Genomic DNA, 21,685 nt, shown 5'->3' with positions numbered 1-21,685 from the left:
TCATGAAATTACTTGATCGGGAACGCTTCGCCGACGCGCTGGGCGAAAAGGAAATAACGCTGTCCGAAGTTTTCGCATTGCTGAGCGAAAATCGGCTCTTGATCGTGTTGACCACGGCGGCAATGCTGTTTCTCGGCATTACCTATGCATTTTTCGGCACGCCTCTGTACAAAGCCGATGTAATGATTCAGGTCGACAGCGACCCCGGCAGCGACACGCTCAACGACAAGCTAGGCGACCTCGCGTCGCTGTTCCAGAGCAAGGCCTCGACCGACGCGGAAATCGAACTGATCCGTTCGCGAATGGTGGTCGAAGAAACTGTCCGGAGTTTGCATCTCGATGTCAATGCCACGCCGCATCGATTTCCGCTGATCGGCGCCCTGATCGCACGGCAGGCGCCGGCCGGCAGTCCGGCGAGTCCCTTCCTCGGAATGAGCAGTTTCGCCTGGGGCGGAGAGGCTTTGGGCGTGACCCAATTCGACGTCCCAGCCGCGCTCTACGATCAGCGTTTCAAATTGATGGTCGGCGCGGACCAGGCGTTCGAACTGAGCGATGCGGATGGTCATACGGTGCTGCGCGGCCGCGTGGGCATCGCGGAGCAGGGCGTCACACGGTTCGGGCCGGTGCAGTTGAGAGTGGACCACATGGTCGCGCGCGCTGGCACGTCGTTCAATCTGGCGAGAGCCTCGACGCAACTGACGACAGCGGACCTGCAGACCGCACTCGACATTAGCGAGAAGGCCAAACAGTCGGGTATCGTCGCCGTCTCGCTCGAAGGCGGGGATGCTGCAAGGATCGCCGCTACCGTGAATCGCGTGGCGAGCATTTATGTTCAGCGAAATGTAGACCGGAAGTCCGCACAAGCACAGCAGATGCTGCAGTTCCTCGCCGACCAGCTTCCCCAGCTGCGCGCGGATCTCGACGAGGCCGAAGCCAAATATAACGCGTTCCGAGCGCAGAACGGCACTGTTGATCTGGAAGCAGAGGGCAAGCTTCTGCTGCAATCAATCGTCGACAGCAAAACCAAACTGGTCGAGTTGCAACAGCAACGCTCCGCACTCGCGCAGCGTTACACGGCGGAACATCCATCCGTGCAGGCGATCGACGCCCAGATCGGTGAGTTGCAGGAACAGCAACGCTCTTTCAACGAGAAAGTCGCGGCTTTGCCGAGCACGCAGCAACAGGCGCTGCGCCTCATGCGCGACGTTCGGGTCGACACTGACCTGTACACCAAGCTGCTGGATAGCACGCAGCAGTTGCGTGTGCTGAAGGCGGGCCAGCTCGGCAACGTCCACACGGTGGACTACGCAGAGGTGGCCGAAAAACCGGTCAAACCGAAGAAAACGCTTGTGATCGCGCTGTCGGGCCTGATCGGGGTGTTGCTCGGATGCGCTATCGCGTTCGTGCGCAGTACCTTGAATCGCGGACTCGAGACGCCGTCGGAAATCGAAGGCGCGGTCGGCGTGCCGGTGTACGCGATCGTGTCTCGAAGCGCGCGGCAACGGACGTTGCATCAGTCGGCTCGCGGCGGCGGGTCGGAATTGAACGTGCTCGCGGCGGCGCAACCCGATGACGTGGCAGTGGAAGGCATCCGTAGCTTGAGAACGGCGTTGCAGTTCGGCTTGCTCAATTTGCACAACAACATCGTGATGTTGACGGGGCCAAGGCCCGACGTCGGCAAGTCGTTTCTCTCGGTGAATCTGGCAGCGGTGCTATCGGCTGGCGGCAAACGCGTGTTGTTAGTCGACTCGGACATGCGCCGAGGTGACGTGCACAGATACTTTTCGCTCCCGAGCAAACCCGGCTTGTCAGACGTGATCGGCGGAGTCGAGCCGTCAAGCGCGGTGCACTACCAGGTCCTGCCCAACCTCGACGTACTAATGAGTGGCAGCGTTGCGTCGAGTCCGGCCGAAATGCTCATGAGTGAGTCATTCGGCAAATTGTTAGCACAGTTCAGTAAACAGTACGACGTGGTCATCGTTGATTCGCCGCCGGTATTGGCCGTTACCGACCCGGTACTGATCGGCAAGCATGCGGGCCTGACGTTGCTCGTCGTTCGTCACGGACGCCACTCTGCGGCCGAGCTCCAGGAGAGCGTGCGTCAGCTGAGTAACGGCGGCCATACAGTCGACGGCGTTCTGCTGAACGACGTTCCGCAGCGGGCCAGTGCGTACGGCGCGTTCTCCGAATACGGGGCCGAAAAATCCGCATGACGGATTGCAGCATTTAGTCACGGCGCCACGCGTCGTCTTCCACGATAGTCGTATCGCGGCGCTTTCGGGTGCGCGATCAGCAAACCACTCGCTAATGAACAAGAGGATTCTGCTTACCTTCGGAACCCGTCCTGAGGCCATCAAGATGGCGCCTCTCGTGAGGCAACTCAAGAACGCCGAGGGAATTGACTGTTTCGTCTGCGTAACCGGCCAGCATCGCGAGATGCTCGATCAGGTATTGAACCTGTTCCAGATCCGTCCTCATTTCGACTTGAACGTGATGAAGCGGAATCAGGATCTCTATGACGTGACGAGTTCCATCCTGCTCGGCATGCGGGATGTGCTGAAGGACTGCCGCCCGGACCTGATGCTGGTGCATGGCGATACGTCGACGACCTTCTCCGCCAGCCTCGCGGCGTTTTACCAGCGCGTGCCCGTCGGCCATGTGGAAGCGGGCCTGCGAACGGGTGAGCTTCTGTCGCCGTGGCCGGAAGAGGCGAATCGTCGGCTGACCAGCGTGCTTGCCGCGATGCACTTCGCACCGACCGAGCGCGCCCGACAGAATCTGCTCGCGGAGAACGTGCCGGACGAACGCATTGTGGTGACGGGCAATACGGTGATCGACGCCCTCCTGCACGTGCGGCAGCAATTGGCAAGCGTTACGCGGCTACGCGACGAAGCGCAGCGGCATCTCCCGTTGTTGACGCCAGGCCGGCGCCTGATTCTGGTGACGGGACACCGGCGCGAGAGTTTCGGCGGCGGTTTCGAGCGTATCTGCACGGCGCTGGCTCGGGTCGCGAATTCGTATCCCGACGCGGACATCGTGTACCCGGTTCACCTCAACCCGGATGTACGCGAGCCGGCGAACCGGATTCTCCGCGGCATTGCCAATGTTCATCTGATCGAACCGCTCGACTATTTGCCGTTCGTTTGTCTGATGGACCGTGCCTATCTGATCCTGACCGACTCCGGTGGGATTCAGGAAGAGGCACCTTCGCTCGGCAAGCCGGTGCTGGTGATGCGCGAAACCACCGAGCGTCAGGAGGCCGTCGACGCGGGCGTAGTGAAACTGGTCGGCACCGACGTGCAGAAAATCATCCAGACCGTATCGCAGCTGCTGTGCGACGAAACCGTCTACCAGGCGATGAGCGTACGCGGCAACCCCTATGGCGATGGCCAAGCCTGCGCTCGCATTGCGAGCGCGCTACTTGAAAAACGTTTCGGTCCGGCTCTGGCGGTCTGAGCGAACATACCCTGCTTACGGATATAGAAAAGAAAATGGATTTTGAAACTGTTTCGGTGGTCGGCCTCGGCTACATTGGGCTTCCTACTGCAGCCGTGTTTGCGGCACGCCGCAAACGTGTCATCGGCGTGGACGTCAGTCAGCATGCGGTCGACACCATCAACCGTGGCGCCATTCATATTGTCGAGCCTGAACTCGATATGCTGGTGCACGCGGCAGTCACGCAAGGCTATCTGCGCGCGACCATCACGCCGGAGCCTGCGGACGCGTTTCTGATCGCTGTGCCGACGCCTTTCTCCGACGGCTACAAGCCGGACCTCCGCTTCATCGAAGCAGCGAGCCATGCGATCGCGCCGGTGCTCAAGAAGGGTGACCTCGTCGTCCTCGAATCGACTTCACCGGTCGGGACAACTGAGCAGATGGCAGCTTGGATGGCACAACTCCGTCCCGATCTCTCCTTCCCGCAAGAGGCGGGCGAGCAGTCGGACATCCGCATCGCTCATTGTCCTGAACGCGTGCTGCCTGGCCACGTGATTCGCGAGCTGGTCGAGAACGACCGCGTAATCGGGGGCATGACGCCGCGCTGTAGCGAGCTGGCGCGTGAGCTCTATCAAAGCTTCGTGCAAGGCGACTGTATCCTGACGGATGCCCGCACTGCCGAGATGTGCAAGCTGACGGAGAACTCATTCCGCGACGTCAACATTGCCTTTGCGAACGAACTTTCGATCATCTGCGACAAGCTCGATATCAACGTATGGGAGTTGATCCGTCTTGCGAACCGCCATCCGCGGGTGAGCATCCTGCAGCCGGGGCCGGGAGTGGGGGGCCACTGCATCGCCGTCGATCCGTGGTTCATCGTGGACTCTGCGCCGGACGAGGCGCGCCTGATCCGTACCGCGCGAACGGTCAACGACGCAAAGCCGGGCTATGTGATAGAGCGCGTGGAACGCGCGGCGCGGCGCTTCAAGGATCCGGTGATTGCGTGTCTCGGGCTGGCGTTCAAAGCGAATATTGACGATCTGCGCGAAAGCCCGGCCGTCGAAATCGCCGACGAACTAGCGGAGCGATTCGCCGGCCAGGTGGTCGTCGTCGAACCGAATGTGAGAACGTTGCCGGCGTCGCTCGATGGCAAGGTTCGCCTCTGTGAATTGAACGAAGCGCTGCTGGAGGCGGACATTATTGTCATTCTGGTGGACCATGCGCAGTTTCGACGTGTGGATCCCGTCCGCTTTCAGGCGAAGGTGGTGATCGACACGCGTGGGGTGCTGGCGCATGCGTGATCGCGCGCGCCGCTCGTTGGCCCCCATTTGGAGCCGTTCGTGAATGATCGGGGTGTTACGGGCCACATGCCGGTGCTGAAGGCGCCGCGCATCCGCACGAACTTTGTGGCGATGATGGTCTGGCAGATCGGCAACTATCTCGTACCGCTTGCGTCCTTTCCCTATCTGACGCGGGTGCTTGGGGCGGCGCATTTCGGCATGCTTGGCTATGCTACGGCGATTGCCACATACGGCATGCTCGTGACCGAATGGGGATTTTTTCTCAGCGGCCCCAAAGCGGTGGTCGAGCGCCGGGGGCATCCGGAGGCGCTGAACGAACTTGTATGGTCGACGATGGCCGCGAAAGCGTGTCTGTGTGTGATCGCGTTTGCCGTGCTGCTGGTTGTTGCGCACTTCGATCGCAAGGTGGCTTCGGTGTTTCCTGTAGTACTCGCGGCCTGGCCGATGGTCATCGGCAATGTCTTTACATTGAACTGGCTATTGCAAGGGCTGGAGCGTTTCTCAGTCTTTGCGACAGTAGCATTGGCTGGCCGCTTTGCGGCTTTACCGCTGACATTTGTCTTCGTGCGTCACAGCGACGATGTCGCTTTCGCAGCCGGAATCCAGGCAGGGGCGGCGGTTTTCACCGGCGTCTTCTCGCTGGTTGCCGCACGGCGCCTCGGCGCGTTGCGACGCCCTTCCGTTTCGGTGCGCTCGGTCATGCAGCGCATCAGAGAAAGTGCCGACATGTTCGTTTCGTCGGCGTCCGTGAGTCTTTTCGGCGTGACGAACGCGGTCATCCTCGCTTCAATGACGACGCCCTATCAGGTGGGCATCTATACGGCCGCCGACAAGCTCAAAACGGTGGCCAACATGGTGCCCGCTCAAATCAATACGGTTTGCTACCCGCGTATCACTTCGTTGTTCAGTGCGCAGCCCAGGTCCGCAGCCCGGCTGACGGTGTTCGGCGCGCTCGCCACCGTGTTGGCCACGCTTGCCGGAGTGGCCTTTGTCGGCCGTGTTTCGGCACCGCTCACTACGTTGATATTGGGCGGTGGTTACGCAGGTGCCGCGTCGCTCCTGAATATGCTTTGCCTTGCCACCGTCTTCGGCAATCTGGCTTATTTCCTCGGATTGCAAGTACTGGTGCCGTTCGGCAACGCTCGTATCCGGTCGCTGTTGATGCTGTCAGCAGGTGTGCTGAACGTCGGGTTGGCGATCGTTCTGACGCCGCGCTTCGGCGCCTCGGGGGCGGCGATATCGCTGCTTGTCGCAGAAGCGGTGTTGCTGGTCGTCTATGTGTCGATGATCTTGAGCAAGCCGGCTTTGCGCCACCACTTTACGCAATTGTTGAATCGATGATGGAAGGTCTGGCACCCATTCACGTCATATCTCTGGCTCGCTCGGGACGCCGGGACGCGATCGCAGCATTGTTGTGCGACCGTGGCGTCGAGTTTCATATCGAGGACGCGGTCGACGGGCGTTTGCTCTCGCATAGCGAACTGAATGCCGTCTACGACGACGCCGCGGCTCGCCGCCGCTACGGACGTTCACTGACTAGTGCTGAGGTAGCGTGCTTCATGAGCCATCGGTCAGTGTGGCGAAAGGTCGTGGAGACCGGCCGCGCCGCCGTGATTCTCGAAGACGACGCGATTCTCGAACCGGCTTTTTTTGAACGCGTGTTGCATGCCGACGAGTCCGAGTTGTCGGCCGTCGCCGACATTGTGCTGCTGGGACGATCGAAGCTGCGTCGCGCCGCGTCATCCTGGACCTACTTTAACGAACCGCTCAGGCGGCGCGCGAGCGTTGGCGGATTGCGGGTTGGCGTCCCGTTCAAACAATGGACATCCGGGGCCGTGGGCTACTGGATATCCACGCAGGCCGCTCGGCAGGCGCTCGCCTACAGTGAAGGCCCACTCAGCGCATTGCTCGACGACTGGCCGTGGCATCGCGACGAGGGCGGTGCTCGCGTCGCGGAATTGCGCCCCTATGCTGTGTGGGAAGACTTTGAGCGGCTATCGAGCAGTATCGAGCAGGAACGTAAGGCGCGTATAAAGCCTCGCTCGTCGTTGCATATCGCAGCGCGCTGGCCTCTTCGTCTCATGCGCACCGCGGTTCGCTGGAGCGTGGTCGCATCGCAGCGGCTTTCATCTGGCAGCGATGTGGTGAGAGCACGTCATGAGTAACACCGCAGTTGCGAGGCGGCTGAGCGATTCGACAGCGCAGAAGTCGGCGCGTCAGAGTTCAACCTCAATTACCTGGGCGATATTCGCCGGCGGTCTCGCGCTGTCGCCTTTCGCGGATTACCTATCGGTCAGGGCCGCGCATGGAATCGACGCTGCGGGTGGGAACGCACGTTACTCGCTGCTCGTGCGCGGAACCATGGTAGCCGGACTGCTGTTGCTTCTATTGGCGAGTGGACGGATCCGGCTGTCGAGCTGGCGCACGGCGCTTCTGGCGATGGTGGCGATCACCGCCTCGGCCGCGACATATGCGTTTGGCGATATGTCGAGTGCGGAGTTTGCGCAGCAGGCGGTTTTCGTCCTGAAGGTGTTCTCCTTCTTTGTTTGTCTCGCGGCCCTATCGGGAATGAGCGACAGGCAGCTTGAGAAACTCGAACCGTTCATACGGCTCACGCTATTGGCATATGCGGCGGCGATCGTGGCTGGCGCGGTATTTTCGATCGACCTGTTTCGCAGCTACTGGGCCGATACGCAGATCCGATCTGGCTACAAAGGTATCGTGTACGCGCAGAACGAAGCGTCCGCACTCATGATCGTGGGCCTGGCTTATGGACTGATGAGGGTGTTGAAATTCGGCTGGTCGGCATGGAACGGCGTACTGGTAGGAAGCATCGTGCTGGCTTCGTGCCTTGTCGGTACGAAAGCCGCTATGGCCGGAACCGTTGCGATGATCTGCTCGTACTTCTATTGCCGGCATAACGTGCCGCAAGCCACCGTGCGTGCGTTGGCCCTTCTCGGGCTGCTGGCCGGCTTCGCGGCGGCTGCCTATCTGTCATTGCCGGGCGTGCAAAGCGCCGTCGATCTCAGCTTTCAATATTTCATGTACCAGCATGACCACGTGAACAGTGGCGGGGCACTCACGATGGTCTTGTCCGGGCGGGATGTCAAGTTTTCCAACGTGTGGGACGAAGTGGCGAAGGATGGCTATCTTCCACTGCTCACCGGTGGCTATCCGGTGGTGCGATATCTGGTCGAAATTGACGTGCCCGATCTTGTGTTGGCAATGGGATTACCCGTTTGTGTCTTTTACTTGTGGGACATAAGGAAGGCGTTTGTCTGCGGTGAAGGCGGGGCTGAGTCGCGCTTTGGCAAGTGGTTCTTTTTCGTCCTCATGGCGACGGCGTGCACGGCGGGGCACATCCTCGTCTCAGCAATTGTGAGTCCGTATCTGGCCATGATCGCCGTGCTTATCAAGCGTGCTGCGGACAATCGTACTCTTATAGAAGGAGCACACGATGAGTAAGCGCGAAAGCAAAGAGCCACACGCAGCTCACGACGTACCGCAGTTACGTGTGCTGCACGTGGGGCCGGGACAAGGTCAGCGAGGCGGCATTGCGTCCGTTCTCGCGGAACTTGCTGCACAACGTGCGAGTTTCCGGCGCGCGGGTGTAGCGGTAGCCATCTTCGAAACGCATGGTTTCCAGAGCGCGAAATCGCTGTTGTGCTTTCCGCTGTTCGACATTCCGCGCTTTCTGTTCGCGCTGCTCATGGGTATCGACTTGATTCATTTCCATGTGTCGGTTCGCGGATCGTTCTATCGAAAGTTCACGCTGTATCTTCTCGCACGGCTTTTCCGTAAGAAAACTATTTTTCATCTTCATGCGGGTAACTTCCAGAATTTCTACGCCGGCGGTGGGTCGTTGACTCGCAAGGCGGTGTGTGGCTTCGTGCGCGGAGCGGACGCCGCGGTGGCTGTTTCTTCGGCAGTCGCGGCAGGACTTCGAGGCAGTCAAGGCATTGCGAATAATCTTTATGTGATCGGCAACACGGCATATAGCGCCGAGGCGGCGGTAGGCGCGGCTTTGCGCGAGGCTCCCGACGCGAAGGCCTCAGACATGACGCCATATGTCGCGTTTGCAGGCAGATTCACAGAGGGCAAGGGGCTCGACGAATTGTTGCGCGCGGCGGCGCTGCTCAAACGGCAAGGCCTGACGATACAACTGAGACTGGCCGGTGCCGGCGATACGGATAGATGGACGCGCGCAGCGATCGAATATGGCGTTCGCGATCAGGTCAGCTTTGTCGGGTGGCTGCAGGGTGACGCCAAGCTCGAGTTCTATCGCGATGCCGCATTGTTTTGCATGCCGAGTCATTTCGAAGCATTCGGGATTTCGACGCTCGAGGCAATGTTTATCGGTCGACCTGTAGTCGGCACGCGCATTGGCGGGTTTCTGGATCTGGTGGAAGAGGGCGTGACTGGTTACCTTGTCCCGTGCGGAGACGTGGCCGAGCTCGCGGAAAGAATCCGGCGCCTCGTGGAAAGTCCCGAACTCGCGCGCACGATGGGGCGGCATGGCGTCGCAAGAGCCTTGAGTCGCTATTCCGTCGAAGCGGTCGTCAGGCAGTATGTTCACTGCTATAGAAATGTGAGCGAATCCAAAGGAGGTTGAGTGATATGAAGTGTAGCCCGATACGTCGCTGGACGCTGACTTGCATTTTAGGAACCCTATCTAGTATTGCCGTCGCGCAAGATGCGAACGTTAGCTGGACCGATCCGCAAATGACTGCGCTCGCGAGCACGTACGACAAGCTGTTCTCGACAGAGTGGAGCGGCGGTATTGATGCAGGCATCGGCGTGCAGGCGAATCCCGGTGATATCGCGGTGGTCGATGATCCAGTAATAGTCGGACGAAAAGCCGTACGTGTTCACATGAGCCGAGCCGAAGACTTTTCAAAGATCGCGAACGGTGTTCCCCGAGCAGAGCTGATTTTTCCCAAGGCGGTGAACTTTGCGCAGGGACCTGACTATCTGCTGAGGTGGAGTACGTTCATACCCGCCGGATTCGCCTTCGATAACAAACAGGCGGTCATTGTTACTCAGGTGCACCAGGGCGAACGGACGGGCGGTCCGACAATCGCTTTGAGTCTGCAGGGCAATCGGTATGCCATATCCGAGCGCGGCGGGGCGAATACTTCGACCGTTTCCGCAGGCAAATGGCTGTGCTGCGCCGACGCGGACCAGGGCAAGTGGGTGAACTGGTCGCTGCGCTACATCGCCGACGATTCCGGTCACCATGCTTCGACTCAATTGTGGAAAGACGGGCATTCGGTGTTTGCGTCGCAGGGAATACCGAATGCCTATCCCGGCGTACAGGATGCCTACCTGAAGATGGGGCTGTACAAATCGGGGTGGAAGAGTTCTGCTTCCGACGTCAGCGACATTACCTTGTTCTTTGGATCGGTTTCCGTATCGAAGAAATGAAGGCACATCTGCGGCGGGCGATTCGCGGGCGGATGCGAACGAACATAGAGAATGGTTGGTATGAAGCGTATTGAAGTATTCGGATGTCCAATGGACGTGGCGACAATGGATGAAACGGTCGCCGAGATTTCAACTCGCATTGCTGCGAGGCAGTTCACTCAGCACGTTGCGGTCAATGTCGCAAAGCTTGTGTACATGCAGGCCGACACGGAACTTGCGAGGTCGGTCCGTTGCTGCGACATGATCAGCATTGATGGAATGGGTGTCGTGTGGGCTGCCCGGGCGCTGGGTTATGCCGTACCGGAACGCGTCGCAGGTGTGGATCTATTCGACAAGCTGCTAGCGGAAGCGGCGAGACTAAAGTTTCCCGTGTATCTGCTAGGCGCAACCAACGAAGTCGTGGCACGCGTAGCCATGCTATGCGCAGACACGTATCCTGGTCTTAGAATCGCCGGTTACCACCATGGTTATTTCGGCGACGATCACCAACCCGTGGTCGACCGGATCCGCGAGTCCGGTGCACGGCTGCTGTTCGTAGCCATCACATCACCCACCAAAGAAAATTTTATTAACCGCTGGCGAGAATCGCTCGGCGTCGACTTCGTGATGGGCGTTGGCGGGACCTTCGATGTGGTGGCCGGGAAAGTCAGCCGTGCGCCTCGCTGGATGCAAACGGCAGGTTTGGAGTGGTTCTTCCGTGTTCTGCAGGAACCGCGTCGCATGTGGCGCCGCTATCTGGTCACGAACAGCAAGTTCGCAGTTATGTTGGGTAAGGCGCTATTCGTGCAACGGTAACAGGGACGGCGGACTGCGCCGGCTATATAAAAAGGGAAGCTCTTCATGCTGTACATCTATCGCATCGCGCATTTGCTTCATCGATTGCGCGTGCCCTTTCTGCCATGGGCGCTGAAGGTTTTTAACCGAGTGGTGTTTTCCGTATCGCTGCCGCCGTCGGTGACAGTTGGGCGCAACGTGGTTTTCGGTTATCAGGGGCTTGGTATCGTCGTGCACCGGCAAGCGGTGCTGGGCGACAATATTGTGATCTCACCCAACGTTATGATTGGAGGTCGTGGCCAGCCCGGTGCGCCCGTGATCGGCGATAACGTTTTGATCGGCGCGGGCGCGTGCATACTGGGGCCGGTGACGATTGGGCGCAACGTGAAGATCGGTGCAAATGCCGTGGTCACGTTCGATGTGCCGCCAGACGTAACCGTAGTGGGCGTGCCCGCGCGAATCGTCAAGCCGCGGCGGAGCGTCTGAATTTCGGAGTTCGTCACCCCCGCCTCACCATCAAAAACCCCACCCCAATCGCCGCCAGAAAACCCCCACAGCACCGATTGAACCACCGCCTTACTCTCGCACGCACCAACCACTTGCCGAGATACATTCCCGCCCACGAATACAGCGCGATAGCGAACCACTCCAACACCAGAAAACTCGCTCCCAGCACTGCAAACTGCGGCAACATCGGCTTGGCAATATCGACAAACTGCGGCAAGAACGCGGTGAACACCAGAATAGCTTTCGGATTGCCGGCAGCCACGAGGAACTCTCTGCGTGCGATCCGCGTAAGCGAGGCATCTTCCTGCTGCGTCGTGTCGATGGTGGGCGCATCGCTGCGCCACAACTGAATGGCCAACCAGATCAGATAACCAGCGCCAGCCAGTTTGATCGCGAGGAAGAACCACTCCGACGCGTGCAACACGACGGCGAGACCGGTTGCGGCAAGCACGAGCATCACCGCGAATGCAGCCAGACGCCCCGTGCCGCCGACAAACGCGGTCATGAAACCATGACGCGCCGCCACGTTGATGGACAGCAGATTATTGGGCCCGGGCGCGAGATTGATCGCGAAGCAGGCGGGAAGAAAGAACAGCCAGGCGGTGATGGACATGACGGCTCGCACATAGAAAGAACGCAGTTGCGACGGGCCGCGCGGCAGGACGGCGCGCGCGACACCCTTGTGCGATTGTAGCGAAGCTGGTGAGGCCGATGTCGAGGGTGCGCTTAATTCACCGCTTTGACAAACCCCGGATCGTCGATCAATGCGTCGACGCTCAGCTTGACCGTGTCTTCAATGGCGATGGTGCTGCTGGTAAACTTCGGCGATTTTTGCTTGACCGTCTTGGTGGTTGAGAACACAACCTTCTGGGTTGCGGCGTCGGTCACCACGTAGCGCATTTTCAATGTCCAGAACGCTGGCGAGCGCGTGTCGTCCACCGTGAATTTCTCGATGCTGCCGCTGAGGACCCGCTTGCCGCCGTCGAGATGAAAACCGGCGATCCGCAGGCTCTTCACAATGCCATTGCGCACGGTTTCATTGATGTCGTTCTTGAGCACGATGCCCGTCATTGCTGTGTTTTCGATGCGGTTCGGCGAAACTTGTCCGTCGCGAGCGGGCACATAGGCGAAGTCACTTGCGGGCGCGACGCTGAGCCAGCCGGTCGGATGCGCCACCGCGCGTGCCGAGGTATTCAGGCCGAACCACGACCACGAGCAGGCGGAGAGCATCAACGGCAGCGCGAGCGTGCCGCATCCCTTGAGCACGGTCGAGGTCAACGGTGAACGCGTGGCATCGAGCGACTGCGGCACAGACGCGCTCCGATGCGGCAACTCAGGCGCTATGCTGGAAAAAGCGGCGGTCGAGGTCAGAGGAGTTGCCCTATTAAATTGAGTCGTTCCGGGGAATAAACAACATGGTAACAGCGGCCCGCACCCTGGCATCTCTTAATCGGGGCGCGCTCGGCCTCCTTTAAGGACGAGGCACGCCACGCCGTCAGAAGAAGCCGGCTTTTCCCTGAGTCATATCCACCAACGCTCGCTGCGCATCATCCACCGCGTTGATGGGCAAACGGATCGTCATTTTCACCAGCATCGCGTAGGCGCTGTCCACGAGCGCATAGCCTTCGGCGTCGATCCATCGACGCACTTTCGCCTCGTCGGCGTAACTGACCTCGACGGTCAGCGAAACCTGCGCGATACGCTCTACCCGCGGCGCATCCAGCAGCGCCGAAGCGATCGCATCGGTATACGCACGCACGAGACCGCCTGCGCCGAGCTTCACGCCGCCGTAGTAGCGCACGACGGCGGCCAGCACGCCGTCCAGGTCGTGATGCCGCAGCACTTCGAGAATCGGCCGGCCAGCGGTGCCGGAGGGCTCGCCGTCGTCGGACATGCCGGACTGGCCGCCAGCCAGCAGCGCCCAGCAGACATGCGTCGCGGCAGGATGCTCGTCGCGCAGGCGCCGCAATTCGGCCATCGCGGTGTCGCGGTCGGCAACCGGTATCGCGTACGCAATAAATCGGCTCTTGCGTATCTCGAGTTCCGCGCTCAACGCCGCGGGCAGGGTGTAAGTGGGCAAGGCAAGGAGTTCGTTAGATAAAAAATACGGGCCGCACGCGGCGTCGTGCCCGCCATGGTAACGGATCAGCGGCCACTGACGGACTCTCTCCGAGACGACTCTGCAAGACCCGCGAGCCCGTTTGCGGCGTGCATTCTGCCGGCCGCTCGCCGCGCGTTTGTTGTGTAAGTGATAGCAATGCACCGGACGGCAGGCACGGCGCACGCGAATCAGAAATCACCCATTCGTCTACAATCTTCCGCTGAACGCGCGCGCCTGTTCGCTGCAGCCAGCGCGTCACCAGGGAGACGACATGCTTGATCTATCCACGCTAGGGACTTTCGTTGCCGTTGTATTCGGGCTCTTTCTGATTCCCGGTCCGGCTGTGCTGCTGGTGTTGACGCGCACCGTGCACGGCGGCCGCAAGGCCGGCATTCTCACCGGCCTTGGTATTGCGGTTGGCGATTTCATTCATACGCTGGGCGCATCGGTCGGCCTGTCGGCGCTGCTAATGACTTCGGCGCTGGCCTTCAACGCGGTCAAGTTCGTCGGCGCCGCCTACCTGGTGTATCTGGGCGTTCGCGCGTTGCGCGAGAAACAGGCAAGCGCTCATATGCCGGCCGTCGCGCCGGTGTCGGCCTCGAAAGCCTTCTTTCAGGCCATTCCCGCCGAAGTATTGAATCCCAAGACCGCACTGTTTTTTCTCGCGTTTCTGCCGCAGTTCGTTCGTCCCGAACACGGTTCCACGTTTCTGCAGTTCACCACGCTCGGGCTGATTTTTGTCGGCATGAGCGCGCTCTATACGACGTTGATCGTGTTGACAATTCGTCCGCTGGGCAAATTCGTCAAGCGTCTGACGTGGTTGACGCGCTGGCAGAACAAGATCATCGGCGTGCTGTTCATTTCGCTCGGCCTGCGCGTGGCCACGCAAACGCGCTGATCGAACGGCGCGGCCTCGCTTAACCGCTGCGGCAGCGAGGTCGCGTTTGCGCTAGATATTGCGGCGCTGTCGCCTGAGGCGGCCTTCGCGCGCGTAATCCATCTGGCCTTCGGTGCGAACCGCAAGCCTTTCCTGTTCGGCGCGGCTCATTTGCCGCGTGTCGTCGATCTCGCCGACCCGGAGCACTTCCTGGGCGATCCTGATACGCAGTGTCATCAACGGTTCGCCACGCTCGACCAGCGTGCGGTCCGCGGCACGCGCCTGCTGGACGCCGACGTCGATCAGATTGCGCAGTTCCAGCAGCGTGAGCCGCTGCCGCTGGATTTCGAGGATGAGCCGCTGGACGGCCTGCTCGTCGCGCGTGCGCCACCAGGCGCGCAGCTCGGCGAGCGTGGGAGGTTCAAAGGGTGGAAGGCGCATTGCTCAGACGAAAAGTACTGTATATATGTACAGTATATCCCGTCTCTTTACGGGAACGCGTAGCGTGCGTACCTAGGTTTACCGTTGCCGCGGAAAAGGGTGCGAATCGCTCAGGACAGCGCGAGCATGATTGACGTGGAAACCACGATGATGAAAAGACACGCGGCGGTGAGAATGTCGTAGGGATACTTCATCATGTTATGAGCATCTGACGTAGCGGTGTGAAGGGTCATCATAGGGACACGCGCCCTGTCCGACTGTTAAGCTTTGCAAGACATAAGCGCGGTCCGGTTACGAATGACTGGAGGGCAAAGATGAACGAATCAGCAACGCGCGTGCCCACGCAAGTACCGGAAATCGATTTCTGGTTCGACTTCGGCAGCAACTACAGCTACCTCAGCGTCATGCGCATCGAAGCGGAGGCCGCTGCGCGAGGCGTGCGGATTCGCTGGCGTCCGTTCCTGCTGGGGCCGGTGTTTCGCGATCTCGGTTTCGACAATTCGCCGTTCGTGCTTCAGAAGGAAAAGGGTGCGTATGTGTGGAAAGACATGGAACGGCAATGCCGCAAATACGGCATCGCCCTGAAGCGTCCCTCCACGTTTCCGCGCGCCGCGCTTCTTGCGATGCGCGTGGCGCTGCTCGGCGCGCAGCGCGAATGGATCGCCGCCTACTGCCGCGAGATCATGCAACTGAACTTCGCGCATGACCGCGATATCGGTTCGACGGAAGTGGTGAGCGAAGCGCTCGATGAACTGGGTTTGCCGGCGGCGGAGATCATCGCCGAAGCGCAAAGCGACGCGAACAAACTACGCTTGCGTGAACAAACCGCGGCGGCCGCGGCTCGTGGCATCTTTGGCGCGCCGACGTTTTTTGTCGGCGATGAAATGTTCTGGGGCAACGACCGACTGGAGGATGCGTTGGACCACTGCGCATCGATCGCCGCGCGCGGCTAGAGCGTCGAATGCGCGGCGCGTGATCGGCGCGCTGCTGGTTATTCGTTGCCGTCCTGGCAAAAACGGCGGCCCGGCACGTGCGAGACAACAGCTTGAGCGATCTCGAGCGGCGTGCTCTCGGCGGGCACCACGCGGTGGCTTGATTCGGGCGTGTGCTTCATGGTCCATTCGACGAGCCGGTATGAGCGACCCCAAGGATGCTGCAGCGGGTCCGAGACCTTGCATGAGTGAATCTGGCTGACCCAGTCGTTGCCGGGCATGGCGCGCAGATGCTCGAATACCGTGTCTTCAACCATGGTCTGACTCCTTCTTCGCGGGCCTGCAGCCCATCTTCTGGCGCGTCGTCGACACCCCGGGGAAAAAGCGCCGCCGGTGCTCTGGCGGCTTCAACAGGGGATGTTGTGCCTCATGGTTGCAGCAAAGAATTAAGCCAGACTTAAGAAGGCGAAAAGCGGACCGCGTAAAAGCGTAGTCGCGCGATCGGACCCTCAAGACCCGGCAAGATCCGCCGTTATTACAGCGATTGGGGTCGCCAACCCCGCTTCGCCTTCGGGCCCGCCCTGATAACGTGACGAACCTCGCCCAAACGCCGCTTTCCGAGCGCCTTCGTTCGCTCGTCGATACCGTGCAGCACAACGAGCGCACGTTGCGGCGCTTCCAGAACGTCGAACTTCGTTTAATCGGCGCTCAGGACTTCGCATCGTTTCTCGACACGCTGTTCACTCAATTGCCGCGGGAATTTTCGCTGGCGGGCGTGACGCTCTGGCTCGACGACCGCGCGCCAATGCTGCGCGAGCTGCTCGAGCCGGCCGCCTTGCGCGCACTCGATCAGTCGAAGCTGCTGGTCTCGCGCGAAGGTGGCCTTGCCGCGCAAGGTTTGTGCGAAGCGCGCCGGCCGTGGCTCGGCAAGCTGCACGGTATGGGCGATTCGGCGCGGCGTGCATTCTTCGGCGACGGCGCAGTCCCCGCGAGCGCAATCGTTCTGCCGCTTGCAGTGGGCGACGCCGCGAGCGGCTATCTCTGTCTCGGCAGCGACGACCCGGCGCGTTTCGCCGAAGGCATGGCCACCGACATTCTGGAGCGCTTCGCGAGCATCGTGACAGCGAGTCTCGACAACGTCGCGCATCGCGAGCGGCTCAAGCAACTGGGCATGACCGATTCATTGACGGGCCTCGCCAATCGCCGCTATTTCGACGAGCGGATGCGCGAGGAGATCATGCGCGCCTGTCGCTACGGCGTGCCGGTGGCGTGTCTGTTCATCGATATCGACAGTTTCAAGCGCATTAACGACACTTACGGCCACCAGACCGGCGACCGCGCACTGGCGGCTGTGGCGGCTTGTGTGCGGCAACAGGTGCGTCTCGGCGATACGGTGGCGCGTTATGGCGGCGAAGAATTCGCCGCGCTGCTGCAAGGCGACCGGGCCGACGCGCTTACCGTCGCCGAGCGTGTGCGGCTGGCGGTCGAACGGCTGGCTTTGCAGGACGATCATGGCGAGCGCATCGTCCTGACGGTGTCGATCGGTGTGGCTGCGCGCACGATCAGCGGCACGCCGACCGACGCGGCCAAACTGGGCGGCGCGATGATAGAAGATGCCGATCGCGCGACGTATCAGGCCAAACGCAACGGCCGCAATCGCATCGAGGCGCTGGCAGCAGCGGGCGATGCGCAGATGGCACATTGATCTGAGGCGCTGACGCTCGCGCCTCGCCTCGCCTCGCTCCCCGCATGCTGCCCGAAGCTCTCGCTCAAGTACCCGGCGCATCCGGCGGCACACCCAGCAACTGCAGCGCTCCGCCCGTCACGCCGCTGAACACGGGGCCGGCCACCGTCCCGCCATAAAACGCCTTGCCCGCCGGATCGTCGATCATCACCGCAACGATCAGCCGCGGGTCGCTCATCGGCGCCATGCCGACGAACAGCGCGCGATAGCGGTTTTTCGCGTAAGTCGCACCGACCTGTTTGCGTGCCGTGCCGGTCTTGCCGCCGATCCGGTAACCCTCCACGGTCGCCGCGCGGCCTGTGCCACCCACACCGGTTGCCATTTCCAGCATCGAGCGGATGGCACGCGCGGTGGCCGGCGTCGTGACCGCGTGGCCCTTGTCGTCGGACGGCGCGGCCGCGCCCGCTCCGTTGCGCAACAGACTTACGCGATGCATGGTGCCGTCGCCGGCATAGGCCGTGTACACCTGCGCCATCTGCAATAGCGAGGTGGATAGCCCGTAGCCATACGCCATGGTCGCCTGTTCGATCGGACGCCAGCGTTTGTATGGACGCACCTTGCCGGATGCCACGCCCGGAAACGTCAGTTCCGGGCGCAAACCGAGCCCGTATTCCTGATACTTGGTCCAGATCTTTTCGGCCGGCAGATTCAACGCGAGCTTGGCGAGCGCGATGTTGCTCGACTTCTGCACGGCTTCGGCGACGGTCATCACGCCATGATTCGAGGTGTCGTGGATCACGGCCGGCCCGATCTTGTACCAGCCGGGTGCGGTATCGATCACACTCTGCGGCCGCACCTTGCCCTCGTCGATCGAGAGCGCGACGACCACCGGCTTGATCGTTGAGCCCGGCTCGAAGGTATCGACCACCGCGCGGTTACGTAACTGGCGGCCGGTCAGGCGGGCGCGGTCGTTCGGATCGAAGCTCGGGTAGTTGGCGAGCGCGAGGATCTCGCCGTTGCGCACGTCGAGCACCACCACGCTGCCGGCTTCGGCGTGATGTTTGGCAATCGCTTCCTTGAGTTGTGCATAAGCGAGCTGCTGGATCCGTCGGTCGATCGTCAGGTGGATGGTATCGCCGTTCTGCGCGGGCACGAGCGGCCGCGTCTCGGACACCACGCGCCCCAGCCGGTCGCGGATCACTTCGCGCTGGCCAGGCACGCCGAGCAGCCGTTCGTTGACGGCGAGCTCGACGCCTTCCTGGCCGTTGTCCTCGATATCCGTGAAGCCGACCACGTGCGCCGCCGATTCGCCTTCGGGATAAAAGCGCTTCGAATCGGCGATCTGCGTGATGCCCGCGAGGCCCAATTTCGACAGATGTCCGGCGGTCTCGGCATCCACCTGACGCTTGAGCAGCACGAAGGTTTTGTCGCCGTTCAGACGCCGGCGCAGTTCCGCGAGCGGCAGATCGAGCAGCTTCGAGAGCGGCGCGACAGCCGCTTCGTCGATCAGCTTGGGCGAAGCCCAGATCTCGTACGTTGCGAGGCTGACGGCGAGCATCGAGCCGTTGCGATCGACGATCCGCCCGCGCGTCGCGTCGAGTTCGATGGTGCGCTGATAGCGCTTTTGCCCTTGATCGACGTAAAAGTCCTGGTTTACCACCTGCACCCAGAACGCGCGTCCCGCGAGCGAGGCGAACGCGCCGAACACCAGCAGGACGATGAATTTCGAACGCCACATTGGCAGGCGCGCGGCCAGCAGCGGGTGCTTCGCGACGGGCGTATAGGGATCGTGCGACTGCGATTTCTTCTTCTGGATCATTGGATGCGCATAACGAACAGCTCGATTAACTTGCGCCGCCTGAATCGGCGGCGGTGAATACCTTGAGTTGCCAGCGGAAACGCACGGCTGGCATGCGCACCGCGAAACCGCTTGCTAGCACCACGAGCGACGCCGGTTCCGGCGCCACGCCGCAGGCTTGCAAACCCACATACACGACGCCGGCGCCGGGCGCGATGCTCGCGTACAACTCCTGACGCAACACCAGCGGCATCTGGTTGCACAGCACGTCACGCAGCACACACGCCGGCGATCGCGCCGGCCAGCACGACAATGGCGGGGCTTGCGTCCAGCGCGGCGGCCACGTCGCAGCCGATCGCGTCGATCGCGTCGACCGTGACGAAGAGCCTTTGCCAGTTGCGCAGCCACCTCGCGCACGCCGCGGCTATCGACGCCGCTCCGATTGTAATGAGAACGTAATCTGTATGCGAGATCCACGCAAGAGGATAGTGACCGAGCCGAACGTCGCGCATCGTGCCGCCGCCGAGCGCGGTGACGGTGCCGACGAGGCGCAACCCGACGCCAGACCAGGGTGCGCGCGGCCATAAAAAAACCGCGCGGACTTGAAAAATCCGCGCGGCTGTTTCGTTCGATTAATGCGTCGACTCCGACGCGGCGTGTTAAAGAGGCGCTCCCTGCCTGTTGAGCGCCTTCTTTTTTTGCTGCTTCTGCTGTTTCAACTGCTCGTGCCGGGCGGTGTAAAAACGCTCAGGCCGGCAGCGCGAAGCTCGAAATCGCTTCGCGCAGCACACCCACCTGATCCTTCAAGGAATGCGCCGCCGCGGCGGCCTCTTCGACCAGCGCCGCGTTCTGCTGCGTGACCTGATCCATTTCGCCGACCGCGCGATTGACCTGCTCGATGCCCGCGCTCTGTTCGCGCGAAGCGTTGCTGATCTCCTCGAGAATCTCGTTCACGCGACGCACCGACTGCACGATCTCGCCCATCGTCGAGCCGGCGTTGGCGACTAGCGACGCGCCGGCTTCCACGGTAGTCGTCGACGTTTCGATCAACGCCTTGATTTCCTTCGCCGCCGTGGCCGAGCGTTGTGCGAGGCTGCGCACTTCGGCGGCGACCACCGCGAAGCCGCGTCCCTGTTCGCCCGCGCGGGCCGCTTCGACGGCGGCGTTGAGCGCCAGGATGTTGGTCTGGAAAGCGATGCCGTCGATCACGCCGATGATGTCGCCGATCTGCCGCGAGCTGGTGGTGATCTCGCCCATCGTGCGCACCACGTCGTCCACCACGCGGCTGCCGCGCGTGGCGACGTCCGCGGCCTGACCGGCGAGGTGCGCGGCCTGCAGCGCGCTGTCCGCGTTCTGCTTCACGTTGACCGTCATCTGATCCATGCTCGACGCCGTCTCGACGAGCGCGGCGGCCTGTTCTTCCGTGCGCTGCGACAGGTCCGTGTTGCCGGCGGCGATTTCGGTCGCGCCGATATTGATGTTTTCCGTGCCGAGACGCACGCGCGACACCGTTTCGACGAGACCGGCCTGCATCGTTTGAAGTGCATGCAGCAGGCTGCCGGTGTTGTCCGACTGAACCGGCACGCGCGTCGCCAGATCGCCACGCGCCATCAACTGCGCGTGTTCGACGGCGACTTCGAGATCGCCGCCGAGCATGCGGCGAATACTGCGCAGCACCAGCAACATGACGACGGTAGCGATCGCGCCGAGCGCGACGGTAATGACGAGCCAGCGCAGCAGATTGGCGTAGAACGCGCGTTGCACGTCGTCCATGTACATGCCGGTGACGATATACCAGTCCCACGGCGCGAAGTGCCGCGAGAAGCTGGTCTTGGCCACGGGTTTGTCGCTGCCCGGCTTGGCCCACAGGTAGTCGACGAAGCCGCCGCCGTCGTGATTGCCCGCATTGACGATATCGACGAACAGATGGTTGCCCGCCGGATCGGTGAATTGCGTCAGGTCCTTGCCGACCATCTGCGGCTTGAACGGATGCATCAGCATGACGGGCTGCGAATTGTTGACGGAGATGTAGCCGTCCGTGCCGTAACGCATCGCCTTGAGGGAATCGAGCGCCTGCTTTCTGGCTTCCTCGTCCGTGATGGTGTGCTGCTGCGCGAGCGTGTAGTAGCGCTCGACGATGTGGTCGGCCTGGTCGATCAGCGATTTCAACTGATCGCGGCGGTCGGCGATCATGGAGGCACGGTTTTGCCATGCGCCGAAGCCGCCGATCAGGATCAGGCCGATCCAGAGGACGGCGATCATCGAGGTCAGTTTTTTGTTCAGGGTCATAGCGGTTTCTGCTTTCGCACAGTGGTCGGTCAGGGATTGGATTCGCTTGCGGCGAGTGGCTTGTCGCTGACTGTGTTTACGGCGCGGCGACAGAAGCTGCGCAGGGCAGGGGAAACCCGCTG

General features: G+C 61.3%; 23 protein-coding genes. 13 read left to right on the top strand and 10 right to left on the bottom strand.

Features of this window, described 5'->3' with window-relative positions; translation table 11 throughout:
- Positions 1-2: 2 nt before the first annotated feature.
- The 10 genes from B0G81_RS14950 to B0G81_RS14905 all read left to right on the top strand — a co-directional run bounded on the left by B0G81_RS14950 (position 3) and on the right by B0G81_RS14905 (position 11,420).
- Positions 3-2,213 carry a polysaccharide biosynthesis tyrosine autokinase gene (locus B0G81_RS14950; RefSeq protein WP_134136866.1) on the top strand — a complete coding sequence of 737 codons (2,211 nt, stop codon included), beginning with the start codon at positions 3-5 and terminating at the stop codon, positions 2,211-2,213.
- Between the two features lie 94 nt (positions 2,214-2,307).
- Positions 2,308-3,456, top strand: coding sequence for a UDP-N-acetylglucosamine 2-epimerase (non-hydrolyzing) (gene wecB / locus B0G81_RS14945; protein WP_134136863.1), 1,149 nt, complete (start codon positions 2,308-2,310; stop codon positions 3,454-3,456).
- A gap of 35 nt (positions 3,457-3,491) precedes the next feature.
- On the top strand, positions 3,492-4,736 hold the full coding sequence (wecC, locus tag B0G81_RS14940) for a UDP-N-acetyl-D-mannosamine dehydrogenase (RefSeq protein WP_134136860.1): 1,245 nt from the start codon (positions 3,492-3,494) through the stop codon (positions 4,734-4,736).
- A gap of 66 nt (positions 4,737-4,802) precedes the next feature.
- On the top strand, positions 4,803-6,077 hold the full coding sequence (locus tag B0G81_RS14935; RefSeq protein WP_134143117.1) for a flippase: 1,275 nt from the start codon (positions 4,803-4,805) through the stop codon (positions 6,075-6,077).
- Positions 6,074-6,901 (top strand): glycosyltransferase family 25 protein, encoded by an 828-nt coding sequence (locus B0G81_RS14930; protein ID WP_134136857.1) that lies wholly within the window; start codon positions 6,074-6,076, stop codon positions 6,899-6,901. The genes B0G81_RS14935 and B0G81_RS14930 overlap by 4 nt, the downstream gene beginning before the upstream one ends.
- 196 nt (positions 6,902-7,097) lie before the next feature.
- Positions 7,098-8,201: an O-antigen ligase family protein gene (locus B0G81_RS14925; protein WP_243856457.1), complete on the top strand. Its 1,104-nt coding sequence runs from the start codon at positions 7,098-7,100 to the stop codon at positions 8,199-8,201.
- Entirely contained in the window at positions 8,194-9,348 is a 1,155-nt protein-coding gene (locus B0G81_RS14920; protein WP_134136851.1) for a glycosyltransferase family 4 protein, read from the top strand. The genes B0G81_RS14925 and B0G81_RS14920 overlap by 8 nt, the downstream gene beginning before the upstream one ends.
- A 110-nt stretch (positions 9,349-9,458) precedes the next feature.
- Entirely contained in the window at positions 9,459-10,160 is a 702-nt protein-coding gene (locus B0G81_RS14915; protein ID WP_243856455.1) for a heparin lyase I family protein, read from the top strand.
- Positions 10,161-10,211: 51 nt separating this feature from the next.
- Positions 10,212-10,955: a WecB/TagA/CpsF family glycosyltransferase gene (locus tag B0G81_RS14910; protein ID WP_279590479.1), complete on the top strand. Its 744-nt coding sequence runs from the start codon at positions 10,212-10,214 to the stop codon at positions 10,953-10,955.
- A gap of 45 nt (positions 10,956-11,000) precedes the next feature.
- Positions 11,001-11,420: a DapH/DapD/GlmU-related protein gene (locus tag B0G81_RS14905; protein WP_134136845.1), complete on the top strand. Its 420-nt coding sequence runs from the start codon at positions 11,001-11,003 to the stop codon at positions 11,418-11,420.
- Between the two features lie 13 nt (positions 11,421-11,433).
- On the opposite strand, the gene B0G81_RS14900 is transcribed toward B0G81_RS14905, so the two are convergent.
- The 3 genes from B0G81_RS14900 to B0G81_RS14890 form a co-directional block, all read right to left on the bottom strand.
- Positions 11,434-12,054 carry a LysE family translocator gene (locus B0G81_RS14900; RefSeq protein WP_134136843.1) on the bottom strand — a complete coding sequence of 207 codons (621 nt, stop codon included), beginning with the start codon at positions 12,052-12,054 and terminating at the stop codon, positions 11,434-11,436.
- A gap of 113 nt (positions 12,055-12,167) precedes the next feature.
- Positions 12,168-12,707, bottom strand: coding sequence for a hypothetical protein (locus B0G81_RS14895; RefSeq protein WP_106282557.1), 540 nt, complete (start codon positions 12,705-12,707; stop codon positions 12,168-12,170).
- A gap of 229 nt (positions 12,708-12,936) precedes the next feature.
- Positions 12,937-13,521 carry a YigZ family protein gene (locus B0G81_RS14890; protein ID WP_134136840.1) on the bottom strand — a complete coding sequence of 195 codons (585 nt, stop codon included), beginning with the start codon at positions 13,519-13,521 and terminating at the stop codon, positions 12,937-12,939.
- 292 nt (positions 13,522-13,813) lie between these two features.
- Between B0G81_RS14890 and B0G81_RS14885 the strand changes: the two genes are divergently transcribed.
- The gene (locus tag B0G81_RS14885) at positions 13,814-14,440 is read left to right on the top strand and encodes a LysE family translocator (protein WP_134136836.1); all 627 of its coding nucleotides are present in this window, start codon (positions 13,814-13,816) and stop codon (positions 14,438-14,440) included.
- A 51-nt stretch (positions 14,441-14,491) separates the two neighbouring features.
- Here the strand turns inward: B0G81_RS14885 and B0G81_RS14880 are convergent, their stop codons facing one another.
- Complete coding sequence (locus B0G81_RS14880; protein ID WP_134136833.1) at positions 14,492-14,860, bottom strand: hypothetical protein; 369 nt, start codon at positions 14,858-14,860, stop codon at positions 14,492-14,494.
- Positions 14,861-14,970: 110 nt separating this feature from the next.
- The gene (locus B0G81_RS45375; protein ID WP_279590478.1) at positions 14,971-15,096 is read right to left on the bottom strand and encodes a hypothetical protein; all 126 of its coding nucleotides are present in this window, start codon (positions 15,094-15,096) and stop codon (positions 14,971-14,973) included.
- A 78-nt stretch (positions 15,097-15,174) separates the two neighbouring features.
- Between B0G81_RS45375 and B0G81_RS14875 the strand changes: the two genes are divergently transcribed.
- Positions 15,175-15,813, top strand: coding sequence for a 2-hydroxychromene-2-carboxylate isomerase (locus tag B0G81_RS14875; RefSeq protein WP_134136830.1), 639 nt, complete (start codon positions 15,175-15,177; stop codon positions 15,811-15,813).
- A gap of 38 nt (positions 15,814-15,851) precedes the next feature.
- On the opposite strand, the gene B0G81_RS14870 is transcribed toward B0G81_RS14875, so the two are convergent.
- Positions 15,852-16,109, bottom strand: coding sequence for a DUF2866 domain-containing protein (locus B0G81_RS14870; protein ID WP_106282460.1), 258 nt, complete (start codon positions 16,107-16,109; stop codon positions 15,852-15,854).
- A gap of 272 nt (positions 16,110-16,381) precedes the next feature.
- Here B0G81_RS14870 and B0G81_RS14865 point away from each other — a divergent pair, with 272 nt between their 5' ends.
- Positions 16,382-17,497, top strand: a complete 1,116-nt coding sequence (locus B0G81_RS14865) for a DUF484 family protein (RefSeq protein ID WP_134136828.1) — start codon at positions 16,382-16,384, stop codon at positions 17,495-17,497.
- 64 nt (positions 17,498-17,561) lie between these two features.
- Here B0G81_RS14865 and B0G81_RS14860 read toward each other — a convergent pair whose 3' ends face one another.
- The 4 genes from B0G81_RS14860 to B0G81_RS14845 all read right to left on the bottom strand — a co-directional run bounded on the left by B0G81_RS14860 (position 17,562) and on the right by B0G81_RS14845 (position 21,563).
- Positions 17,562-19,295 carry a penicillin-binding protein 2 gene (locus tag B0G81_RS14860; protein ID WP_134136823.1) on the bottom strand — a complete coding sequence of 578 codons (1,734 nt, stop codon included), beginning with the start codon at positions 19,293-19,295 and terminating at the stop codon, positions 17,562-17,564.
- 25 nt (positions 19,296-19,320) lie between these two features.
- A complete protein-coding gene (locus B0G81_RS14855) occupies positions 19,321-19,554 on the bottom strand; it encodes a TRIC cation channel family protein (RefSeq protein ID WP_134136820.1) in 234 nt (77 codons plus the stop codon).
- Positions 19,544-19,828, bottom strand: a complete 285-nt coding sequence (locus B0G81_RS14850; protein WP_166678997.1) for a TRIC cation channel family protein — start codon at positions 19,826-19,828, stop codon at positions 19,544-19,546. The genes B0G81_RS14855 and B0G81_RS14850 overlap by 11 nt, the downstream gene beginning before the upstream one ends.
- A gap of 193 nt (positions 19,829-20,021) precedes the next feature.
- A complete protein-coding gene (locus B0G81_RS14845; RefSeq protein WP_134136814.1) occupies positions 20,022-21,563 on the bottom strand; it encodes a methyl-accepting chemotaxis protein in 1,542 nt (513 codons plus the stop codon).
- Positions 21,564-21,685 lie beyond the last annotated feature (122 nt).

This window comes from Paraburkholderia sp. BL6665CI2N2, from assembly GCF_004366535.1.
In the GTDB taxonomy this organism is placed as follows: domain Bacteria; phylum Pseudomonadota; class Gammaproteobacteria; order Burkholderiales; family Burkholderiaceae; genus Paraburkholderia.
This window is presented reverse-complemented; position numbering and strand designations above follow the sequence as displayed.